The 11,392-nt window shown below is 42.3% G+C and carries 10 protein-coding genes; 1 reads left to right on the top strand and 9 read right to left on the bottom strand.

Going from position 1 to position 11,392, the window contains the following annotated elements:
• Positions 1-145 precede the first annotated feature (145 nt).
• On the top strand, positions 146-913 hold the full coding sequence (locus R2Q70_RS07600; protein WP_316807035.1) for a DeoR/GlpR family DNA-binding transcription regulator: 768 nt from the start codon (positions 146-148) through the stop codon (positions 911-913).
• Here R2Q70_RS07600 and R2Q70_RS07595 read toward each other — a convergent pair.
• From R2Q70_RS07595 to R2Q70_RS07555, 9 genes are read right to left on the bottom strand one after another with little or no spacing between them, the layout of a single operon-like run.
• Positions 910-1,839, bottom strand: coding sequence for an endonuclease/exonuclease/phosphatase family protein (locus R2Q70_RS07595; protein ID WP_316807034.1), 930 nt, complete (start codon positions 1,837-1,839; stop codon positions 910-912). The two genes, R2Q70_RS07600 and R2Q70_RS07595, sit on opposite strands and share 4 nt — an antisense overlap.
• A 4-nt stretch (positions 1,840-1,843) precedes the next feature.
• Positions 1,844-3,241: an FAD-dependent oxidoreductase gene (locus tag R2Q70_RS07590; RefSeq protein ID WP_316807033.1), complete on the bottom strand. Its 1,398-nt coding sequence runs from the start codon at positions 3,239-3,241 to the stop codon at positions 1,844-1,846.
• Positions 3,242-3,261: 20 nt separating this feature from the next.
• Positions 3,262-4,503 (bottom strand): MFS transporter, encoded by a 1,242-nt coding sequence (locus R2Q70_RS07585; protein ID WP_316807032.1) that lies wholly within the window; start codon positions 4,501-4,503, stop codon positions 3,262-3,264.
• A 17-nt stretch (positions 4,504-4,520) separates the two neighbouring features.
• Entirely contained in the window at positions 4,521-5,468 is a 948-nt protein-coding gene (locus R2Q70_RS07580) for a glycerophosphodiester phosphodiesterase family protein (RefSeq protein ID WP_316807031.1), read from the bottom strand.
• Positions 5,469-5,473: 5 nt separating this feature from the next.
• Entirely contained in the window at positions 5,474-6,073 is a 600-nt protein-coding gene (locus R2Q70_RS07575; protein WP_316807030.1) for a histidine phosphatase family protein, read from the bottom strand.
• A complete protein-coding gene (locus tag R2Q70_RS07570; RefSeq protein ID WP_316807029.1) occupies positions 6,066-7,517 on the bottom strand; it encodes an FGGY-family carbohydrate kinase in 1,452 nt (483 codons plus the stop codon). The genes R2Q70_RS07575 and R2Q70_RS07570 overlap by 8 nt, the downstream gene beginning before the upstream one ends.
• The gene (locus tag R2Q70_RS07565) at positions 7,517-8,971 is read right to left on the bottom strand and encodes an FGGY-family carbohydrate kinase (protein ID WP_316807028.1); all 1,455 of its coding nucleotides are present in this window, start codon (positions 8,969-8,971) and stop codon (positions 7,517-7,519) included. The genes R2Q70_RS07570 and R2Q70_RS07565 overlap by 1 nt, the downstream gene beginning before the upstream one ends.
• Before the next feature lie 4 nt (positions 8,972-8,975).
• Positions 8,976-9,953, bottom strand: coding sequence for a 2-hydroxyacid dehydrogenase (locus R2Q70_RS07560; protein WP_316807027.1), 978 nt, complete (start codon positions 9,951-9,953; stop codon positions 8,976-8,978).
• A 24-nt stretch (positions 9,954-9,977) separates the two neighbouring features.
• Positions 9,978-11,261, bottom strand: coding sequence for an MFS transporter (locus tag R2Q70_RS07555; protein ID WP_316807026.1), 1,284 nt, complete (start codon positions 11,259-11,261; stop codon positions 9,978-9,980).
• Positions 11,262-11,392 lie beyond the last annotated feature (131 nt).

Genomic DNA, 11,392 nt, shown 5'->3' with positions numbered 1-11,392 from the left:
TTTACCAACAGCCGCAACTGGAGGTTAATTTAATGTAAACACATTGAAAGGTAATTTAACTAAATATAATTTCAGATCATCAAATTTTAAATTATGTTTGCCATATAAATTGATTAAATTAAGCTCATAACCAGATAGATTTTCTATGAAGAACATCACCGACAGACACGAATTTATCCTTAAAAAATTAAAAGAAGATGGAAAAGTAAGCATCATTGAGCTTACCGATTTAATGGAAGTATCTGGGGTAACGATTAGAAAAGACTTGAAGTTACTGGAAGACAAAAATCTTTTATTCCGGACCCGTGGTGGAGGATCAATTAGTAATCCATACGCCAATGAGCGCAGCATTAACGAAAAAGCATTTATCAATTCTGATGAAAAACAGAAGATTGCAAAGGCGGCACTTGCTTTAATCGAAAAGAGCGACTCCATTAGCATTGGTTCTGGTACAACGGTTTTTGAGCTGGCCAGGTGTTTATATCCGAATCAACACTTAACCGTTATTACTCCTGCCCTAAAAGTAGGCTTAGAATTAAGCAACCGACCAAATGTAGAAGTACTACAACTCGGCGGATTAATCAGGTCGAACTCTTCATCAGTTGCGGGTTCTTATGCAGAACGTGTATTGAGTGAAATATCTTGCGGTGTGCTTTTTTTAGGCGTGGATGGGATCGATCTTGATTTCGGATTTTCCATCACCAACCTGGCGGAGGCAACCCTAAATCAAAAGATGATTGAAACTGCCCAAACTGTGGTCATCATGGCTGATAGCAGCAAGTTTGATAAACGCGGACTAGGAAAAGTCTGCGGATTTGAGCAGGTTCATTACATCGTTACTGATAGCGCAGTTTCAGAATTTGTGGTTAATCAAATTGAAGAAAAGGGCGTAAAAGTTATCATCGCAGATTAAGTTAAACTCACTTCGGCACTTACAAAGAAATGGTCACTTGGAAAAATACCATTGATTTGATCTTTTATAATCTTCGCCGATAAGGTTTTGATTTTCCCACGGGTAAAAATGAAATCTATTTTGCCGGTGTTTTTAGTTTTTGCATATTCTTCGCCGATAAAATTGTGGGCCGTTAGTCCGGGTTCAGCATTACCGTGTATCGCTAAATAAGTTTCGTTCCAGCCCCCATCAGTAATAATTTTAAATACCGGGTTTTTAGCATCCACATTAAAATCGCCAATAAGCAGTTGTGGAAAATCTTTCTGGTATTGATTGCTTTCTTTTACAATCAATTCACCCTGCTTATTCCTGGCTTCCTGCGATTTATGATCAAGATGAGTAGAAATTACCCTAAATTCCTTTCCTGATTTTTTATCCAGCAGGCGAACCCAGTTGGCGTGCCTTGCCCGGGCTGTGCCCCAGGCTAAACTGCCACCAATTTCCGGCGTTTCAGATAACCAATAGCAACCGGCAGAAATCATACTGTATCTTTTCTTTGAAAAAACGACCAGATTCTTTGCGATTCCGTTATAGGTGTCTTTGTTGATATCCATTTCAGGTCCATCGAAGCCGAAAGCAAAATAATCAGGCATCGCTTTTTGAATATCTTCGGCCTGTATCCGTAACACTTCCTGCAAACCAATAATATCTGGTTTTTGCGCTTTGATAATCTTGATACAGATTTCTTTCCTTGCCTTCCATCCTCGCCCTAAGGCATCATCTTCGGGCAATGCCACCCTGATGTTGCAGCCTAAAATGCGATGAATGTCTTCAAATTTTTGATTTGAAGCATACTGACTGATTGCCCCTGCCTGCTTCCCGATAACTGAAGCAGATAATGCAATTCCAAGTCCCTTAACAAAATTTCTTCTAGAAAATTCAGACATATTTTTAAGATTGAGCCATTTCCATTGAATTGAGATAGGCACCTTTTTCGATGAGTTCTCTACGTAACAGGTCAACATCCAGTTGAGACGGTAACACATTTTGGCGAACCGCCAGTTTAGCGGCTCTTCCCGCAGCCTCGCCCATTGCCATACATGGTGCCATTACCCTAATGGCCGACATCGCTTCATGAGTGGTTGAAATGCATCTTCCCGCAACAATCAGGTTTTCGACTTTTTCGGGAATCAGAGAACGGTATGGGATGTCGTAACAATCGCCGCACCATTCCAAAGTACAACCACCTCCCTGTGGATGATGTAAATCCAACGGATAACTGGCTACAGCAATTGAATCATCAAATCTTGCACAGCTTAAAACATCTTGTGCCGTCATCACATATTTGCCAACAATTCTTCGGGTTTCCCTGATGCCGATAAATGGGGCCATTTTGGTAAAATAAGCGTTTTCGAATCCAGGAACATAGTTGATCAGGTATTTCTGGATGTCATGAATTTGCCGGCGTCCTTCTGCTTCACCAAAGGAAAGGCTTGCAGGATCAGTTCCATCTACACCGTTCACACGTGTCATATTCACCCAGATCTCTCCCTCTCTTAAACCGGTGATTACGATTGTTCTTTCTGTTGGCAATTTCAAACCATCTTCCTGCGCTTTTTGAATGAGCGAACGAAGTCCGACCACAATGAATTGATTATTCTGCCCGAAATATTCATTCGGAATAAAATCAGTAAGATAAGTTCTCGGCTCTTCTGAAATGCTCAAGCGCAATTTCTCCGTATCAACGCCACCGAGCGCAAACATGAGCGTTGGAGGTTGAACACCACCTTGTTCATTTCCCTGCTCACACTCCACACCCGATCTGAAAGCTACATCAGCATCACCCGTACAATCGATAATGGTTTTGGCAAGAATCACTTCCCGCCCTGATTTGCTTTCAACGATGATACCCTTTAGCTGATTTCCTTCTTTAATTACCCCTGCGCAAAAGGCATAGAGCAATACATCAACACCACTTTCCAAAAGCATTTCCAGCCCTACATTTTTCACTGCCTCTGGCTCTACCAAAGTAAGGCTCATGTGCAAAGGGCAAGGCCGGTGTTCGCTGGATGCATTTTTTTCTTTTAATCTATCGATGAATTTCTGCGGCAGGCCTTTGATAATCTGGTTTCCTTTCTGGCCCAAAAAGCCAAGGATTGGAAGTCCGATGGTCATGTTACCGCCGACAAAACTTCTGCTTTCAATCAGCATTACTTTTAAGCCATCATCTGCAGCAGCCTGTGCCGCGATAAGGCCAGATGGTCCACCACCAACTACCAAAACATCAACATTTGCCCGGATCGGTAATTCCTTAGCGGGTTCTGTAACTGTTAAAATCTTATTTTCCATATCAATAAATAAAAAATCTGTTAAATCAATTTTGGCTTTTCAGGCCGAATCATGGTCCACAATATGATTACCCCAATCGGGTGAAGAAATGCCATTACAATGAAAATTTGTTCGGCACCAATTTTTCCCATCCACTGCCCCACAAAATAGTTGAACAACACCGCTCCGCAGGCGCCAAAGCCGCCCGCAATGCCCAGCACACTGGCCACATTCCGCGTAGGAAATGCTTCTGCAACCACAACGCTAATGGTGAAGAGCCAGCTTAAGCATGCAATCGCTACCGTGCTAAAAATTAATAAGGTAGAAAATGCACTGGGCAGATAAGGTGTTAAAATGCAGAATGGCGCAAGGGCGGCCACACAGCTTAGCATAATTTTCCTAGCTTGAAGTGGTTTTTTGCCTTTTCTCACCATATAATCAGACCAGGCAGAAGTTCCGATGGCACCTAAATCGGCCACTAAAAATGGAATCCATCCGTATAATCCCATCTCTTTTAAGCTAAGTCCAGATTGTTCCTGAAGATAACCTGGCAGCCAGAACAGGCAAAAATACCAAACCGGATCGGTAACAAAACGGATAAGTAAAACACCCCACAAACTTCTTGTACCCCAAAGTTTTGACCATTTAAAACCTGCATCTTCATTAATAGAAGTGCTGCCAGTGGATTCTGCCAAAATATGAGCTGGTGGTTCACGGTAAACGAAAAACCAAAGTGCGGCGATGATGAGCCCAACAACACCAGCTACGATAAAAACCGTATGCCAGTTGTAGGTGATGGCGAGCCATGCCACCAGCGGCGGTGCAATGATCGCTCCGATGGAACTTCCTGCCACGCAAAGACTGTTGGCCGTTGCCCGGAGTTTTCCAGGGAACCAAATGGTAACCACTCTCAGTTGCGCCGGAAAATTGGTCGGCTCTGCCATGCCGAGCATGCCACGAAAAAAGGTGAACTGCCCAACGCTACGCGAAATGCCGCCGCCAATACAGGCCACCGACCATCCAATAATACCGAAAAACATGGTGAGTTTCGCTCCAAAACGATCGACCAGCCATCCGGTTACCGGATACATTAAGGCATAACAAATGGTAAAAATATTCAGGATGAAAGCATAACCATCATCACCTAATTCAAATTCCTTTTTAATGACAGGCTTCAGTATTGATACAATCTGCCTGTCGAAATAATTGAAAACAATGGCCAGGAATATCACTGAAATGATAAACCAACGTCTACGTTCGGGTTTTGCAAGTACTGAAGCCATTTATAAGTAGATCTTTTTTATTTGCCTTTCGGAAGATTCAACTTTCCGAAGAATTTAGCTTTAGGGTTATCTTTTGGAAGCAAGTTTTTTATGGCTGAAGCTACTTCGATAGGTAAGTCAGATTCTAGAATATCGGCCCCCTGTTCAAAGGTTTCTCTATAATTTTTTGCTCTGTCTGCTGTGTCAGTAAGTTTATCGTATGTTGGTGCGGCAGAAATCATACACATAACGCCACGGGCATGGAGCATGTCGAAAAGTTCCTTATTTTCAGGTTTATTGGTTGGGCCAATGTATGCGATCATGCTTTTCCACGGAATCCCCACCGCTTCATATTCCTGCAATGCTTTTTTAGTTTTCACAAAGGCAGAAAACATTCGGTTAGGATTTTGATCATAATAAAATTTAGCATGCTTGGCGTCGTGAACGGTAATCATGATAACTTTATTTGGGTTTTCTTTTAAAATCCGTTCCTGCATTTCCAGCGGCACATCCTTGCGGTCGAGGTTTACCACTGTCTTGCCAGCGCTCCAGTCAATTACTTCCTTTAGCGTTGGAATTTTGTATTCCGTTACATGTCCTTCAGGGTCTTTCAATCTGAACTTCTGGAGTTCAGCAAAAGTATAATCAGATACTTTGCCTGTTCCTGTCGTTGTTCGCTCCAGGGTGGCATCATGCATTAAAACCATTACGCTGTCTTTTGTTAACCGGGGATCGATCTCAAAAAAAGCCGGAGTATATTTCAATGTATTTTCGAAAGTGGCAATACAATTTTCAGGAAAACCTTTTACTGTTCCTCCTCTATGTCCGCTGATAATTGGCGTAGTTTTTCCGGTGTATTTAAAAAACTGCTGGAGCTCGGCTACATTTTTAATTTTTAGCGTGTTGATGTTTGCTTGCGCAAAGGCACCAGGTAGACAAGAAAAAAATCCCAGCGAAAAAACAATTCCTTTTAAGTTAAGCTTCATTGGTTTTATAATTTACTGTTTAGCAGTTTTAAAGTCATTACACCATTTTCATCAAATTCTATTTCGGTTAATGATGAATTTTGTTGGGCCAGCTGGCGATAGTTTTTAAGTGGCATCCCAAGTTTACTGGCCATAAATAACCGGTTAATGCCATTATGCCCCACCACCATAATGGTTTGGTTTTGATGTTTGCCAATCATTTCACCGAAAAAACTTGCAACCCTGCTTACAATTTCTGCTCCCGATTCTCCGGTTTCCCCTGCCCTGTTTGTTTCAGGATCGTTCATCCAGTTATCCCATGGTTTTGCGTTCTCTGCAATAAATTCTTCTTTGGTTTTACCCTCCCAGTTACCGAAATCAACCTCAATTAACCGTTCATCAATAAAAATATCCCTCTCGCCCGAAGCAATCTCTGCAGTTCGTTTTGCTCTAAAAAGCGGGGAAGAATAAACCGCATCAATTTTGGTATCACGCAGCTGCTCGAAAACAAATTTTGCCTGCCGCAAGCCTTTTGTGGTCAGTTCAATATCTGTTCTGCCACAATAACGATTGCCATCCGCATTGTAGGCCGTTTCTCCGTGCCTTAATAAATATACCTTAAGCATAAATTTCTTCTTGTTTGATAAATCCTCTTTTCACTAATTCTCTCAAAAATTCCTGATAATAAATATCGTATTGGTTTGCCAGTTCTGTTTCTGGTAAAAATTCTTTTTCCACAATGGTAAGCGCAGTAGCAGCCTGGATAATATCATCATAATACACTGCCGATGCGGCCAAAATTGCGGCTCCGACTGCGCCGGAAACATGTTTCATTTTGATGATTGGGCAGCGCATTACATTTGCCCTGATCCGAAGCCAAACGTCGCTTTTACTTCCGCCCCCGGCAGTATAAATGCTGTTAATTTTTTCTCCTGATAAATGACCAATCAGTTCAAAAGCATATCTTTCCAGGTAGGCCACGCCCTCCATACTGGCAGTAAATTTTTCTTCTGTTGATAGATCTCCATCCTCAAAGCCATAAGCATTTGGCGCCATGATTGGAAAACGCTCTCCTTTTTGTATTAAAGGATAAGAAATTTTTCCAGTCGGAATAAGTTTCGCCGCAGCATCATTTAGCATTTTCAAGTCATTGCCAAATTTTGCAGAAACCCAGTCGGCACCGGTGTTACTTGCGCCGCCCGGCATCCAGTAACCGGCTGGATGACGATGAGAATAAATCCGTCCCTCGCTATCGATGATTTCTTTTTTGGTAACGCCTTTGATTACCATTGTGGTACCAATTGTGGTATTCCAATCGCCAGGTTTCATGGCACCAGAAGCAATCTGCGAGGCGCAGCCATCAGTAATTCCGGCCGTAACCGCTACCTTTAAAGGCAAACCCAATTGCCCTGCTAATGCAACATCAATGGTTCCAATTACAGTACCAGAAGGCACAACTTTTGCTAGCCATTCCTTTTTAATCCCCAGTTCAGTTGAAATATAATCCGGCCAATAATAGTCGCCAACATCATATCCTGATTTAAAGGCATTGGTGTAATCCGTAATACCAAATTCACCACTTAATTTACCTGTGATGTAATCAGCTGCATGAACCCATTGGTGAATTTTTTTTGCTTTTTCAGGATAAGTTTGCATGAACCAAAGCATTTTTGCAAGCCCGCTGGATGAATTGAAACCAGTAAAACCTTTATTGTGATACTTGAGCGCAGTAGCGGTACAAATCTCTCCCTGAGCGGCCGATCGCTTATCGCTGTACATAATGGCCTGATGCAGTGGCTGATGATTTTCATCCAACGGAATCACTGTTCCGGAAGTGGAAGTTACGGAAATCGAAAGGATTTTTGTTCGATCGATTTGTACGCTCAAAAGCAATTTCTTTAATGATGATAAACACGATTGCCACCATGCTTCCGGCGACTGCTCTTCCCTTGACCCCTCATTGATGGGAAATACTTCTTCCTCTTCGCCAATCAACTCTCCCTGCGCAGAAAGTAAAACAACTCTTGCTCCCTGCGTTCCGATATCAATGCCTAAAAAATATGCTTCCATTAGTGCGATAGTAGGTCTCTAAAAGATGAACGTGTTTTTTTCCAGTCCGCCAGGTTCTTCTCATCGGTAGCAGATTTTTCCGGATAAATGGTTTCCATAATGGTGAGTTGAGGCTGCGTTTTCCCCAAAGCGTCATTACAAATCAAAACTCCACCCACTACAGAAGACTGGCGGTAACTGTCGCAAATGATAATTTTCTTGCCGAGTAAGTTGGCAATAAACTGGCGGAGCGTTTTGCTTTGCACACCGCCACCGCAGGCCCAGATGTAATCATGCTCATGCGCACTAACTTCGCAAAGACTATCATAATTGCCCTTGATGCTACAGGCGATATCCCAAAGTGTTGCCCAAACAAAACTTGCTCTGCTTAGTTCGTGTGAAACGGGTGCATCGAATAAAAATCCTCCACGGGTGAGCGGCGATTTTTCATCCGCCAAAAGTGAACCCAAAGAGGCCACACAACTAAAACAGCCCAGGGCTTCTAATTCCTGTTCAATTACTTCGTAGTCTTCATTCGGATAAAAAACTTCTTTTAACCGTTGATAATTTAGACCGGTTACCCCTGCATTGGCCTCCAGCATAAAATTGTGCGCATCAATATGCCTTCCTGTCCAGGTTCGCTCCTGCGCATCAAGCGCATAAGCCCCGGTAATTTTTATTATCGGCGTTGTCGTTCCTGAAACAATTACTACATCGTTTTCAGCAGGCTGCGTACTTCTTACGGCAAGCTGCGTATCCGCTCCGCCCACAATCACTACCGCCTGATCATTAACGTTGAAATATTCGGCTACATCATTTTTGATTTTCCCTAATATGGTACCAGAATCAGTCAATGGTGCTAAAGTTGCGATATTTAAATCGAAAATGGCGCAAAGCGATTCACTCCAGCTTTTCTCTGCCACATCATAAAGCAGCGTTTCTGATGCCTGCGAATGTTCGTAATGCAATACACCGGAGAACATAAATTCCACCCAATCACTAATGCTCATGAAAGTTTGGTAAGCCTCCCAGATATCTTTTCTTTTGTTTCGGATGCCTACTAATTTTAGGGCCGAAAATAGTGAAGTGGGGTAACGTCCTGTTAGGTTATAAACGGCAGATTTATCACTGATGATACCTTCCCACTCGCGACCTCTGTGATCGATATTGGGCAGTCCGATTAAGGCTTTACCTTCAGCGTCGACCAATACGATTCCCTCCCGCTGGCTGGTAGCTGTGATGGCCACCACCTGGTAAGATGCGGCATGCATCAAGACTTTTTGAGCCAAACGATGGACTTGTTGCCACAATACCGATGGCTCGAAATATAAAGCTTCAGGATAAGCAGAGTCTTTATGGTAAATTAAATTCTCTCTTTCAATATCGATTATTTCGCCATTAGGCTTGGCCAGGGCAACGCGAACGTTGCCCGTACCAATATCAACAACCAAGTAAACTTCTTCTTTTATTGCCATTATGCTAATTTTTAACCTGATGATCCACCAACTTACTTTCTCTTAACCAAGTTAACAATTTGGCATTCAGAATATCTACGTGATGATCTTCTACCTCATGAGTGGCTCCAGCAGTATGCGGCGTAGCCAAAACTTTCGGAGAGTGGATCAACAGATAATCTTTTTCATCAGGCGGCTCGTGGTCAAAAACATCTAAAACCGCTCCTCTGATTTTATCGTTTTGTATGGCATCGAGCAGCGCATCGCGGTCAACCACGCTTGCCCGGGCCGTATTTACAAAAATAGCCTCTTGTTTCATTCTGGATATTAAGTTACTGTTAATCATTCCAACAGTATGGCTGTTTACAGGTAAATGTATTGATACAATGTCGCTGCTTTCAAAAATATCTTCGAGTGTAGTTTTGCGGTAAAGCGGATCAAATTCATCCAGAAATGGATCATAGAACTGAATATTGCATGGAAAACATTTCAAAATCTCTGCAATTCGTTGCCCTACTGCACCAAAGCCAACCATTCCAATCGTTTTCCCCGCCAGTTCATTTCCTTTAAACTGAAGATACGATGTATGCGCACCTGCTTCCCAGTTTTCGCCGCTAAGCCATTGCCAGCTTGGGATGGTCATGCGCAAAAGATTGATGACATTGGCCACAAACATTTCGGCAACAGCCTGCGCATTTCTGGCGGGTGTATGAAACACCGGAATACCATGTTTTTCGGCGGTATGCAGCGCTACATTTGATGGCGTTCCCCTGCAAACACCTATGAATTGCAGATTTGGATAACTGTCAATTACTTTTTCTGTTACATGATCATGTTCAGTAATCAATGCATCGGCTTTACTTTCGCCTAGTAGCATAATCAATTCAGACTCATTAAAAGAGCGGCCCTGATCTTTCCAGGTTTTGTAAATCACTTCTCCAAAATTTTTCTCCAATATTTCTCGTCCCTGATCATTATACGGAGCGGTAACTAAAATCCTCATCTATATATGTGTTATTTTTATCAATTAATTTGTAACTATTGCCTGTAACTCCGGCTCGCTCACCTGAGCAGTTTTGGCATTTAAGGGTAAGGTGATGAACCTGGTTAATACTGCACTTAGAAAATACATTCCTGCTAAAATCCAGACTACTCCTTCATTACCAATGGAGCCGATGAACATCCAGACAATTAGTGGCCCTACGAAAACAGCCAGCCCAGCACCCAGGTTAAGGATAGACATTGCTGCGCCTTTATCTTTTTTTACCAACGATGGAACCAGTGCCGAAAGCGGAACATAACCCGCCAACATCGCTCCCCACAATACACCACAAAACATGATCATCCAGAAACTACTGCCAAAAAGCACAGGCGAATAAAAGAATAACAACGTGGTAATGCCACATCCAAAACCGCCAAACCACATGATGGTATTTCTCCAGCCCAGTTTATCGCCAACGAAACCAAAAATTAAATTAAAGGCGATGTTGGCAATAAAAATTGTTCCCCATATTTGTACCCATTCGGTTGTGCTGAAACCATGTGTAGCCATATAAGTAGGCAGAAAAACCGGAAAAGCAAATTGCGCCGTGGTATTGATGATGCGCACAATTCCTCCAATAAGCACCTTTGGTTCTTCGACAACCACTGTTAGGCCTTTCATTAATTCTTCCGATTTATTTACTGTTGTTGAATCAGATTTGAACTTATCTTTAACCAAGACCAGAGCGAAAAAAGCACCAACTAAAACCCAGAAAATTGAGCTCCAAAGGGTACTTAAATAGCCAAGGTTTTGAATGGCCCAGCTGGAATAGTAAGCGCCGAAAACATTTAATCCACCGGTAAAAACAAACCAGAACCAACCCACGGCGGTGCCCAGTTTTTTCTGCGGACTTCTATAGGTAATCCAAACTAAAAATGAATAAGCAAAGAACGGATAACCAAATCCACGGATGGCATAGGTTAATAACATGATGACATAATCCAGTTTAGGTACGCCATAACCTACAAAACCGGCGGTTCCTAATATGTAAAGGATCAACCCCATCAACATCGTTTTTTTCGGTCCATAACTTTCTACCAACACGCCCGAAAACCAGGATGAGATGGCAATGGTTACGCCGTAAGCCGTAAATAGCGAAGCAGATTGCTGAATGCTCATTCCACGACCGATTAAATAAGGACTCAACCAACTGCCTTCCAGCCCATCGCCCATCATAAAAATTAAAATACCGAGGTAACCCCAGGCCAGGTTTTTAGGAATTCCTACCCGATTGAGCAGTGAATTCTGTGAATCAATTTGTACACTCATAATTTGGTTAGTAAGGTTGATTTACTGATGTTCGGTTAGCCACATCAGTTTATAAGCAATTGGTTTAGATTTAAAAACCTTTTATCAAATTAACTAAATTAAAGTTTATAAAACAAAATAAAAGTAAAAAG

It is taken from the genome of Pedobacter agri (genome assembly GCF_032678665.1).
GTDB classification, from domain to species: Bacteria; Bacteroidota; Bacteroidia; order Sphingobacteriales; family Sphingobacteriaceae; genus Pedobacter; species Pedobacter agri_A.
Note: the sequence above shows the minus strand (reverse complement) of the source record. Positions and strands in the feature narration are given on the sequence as shown.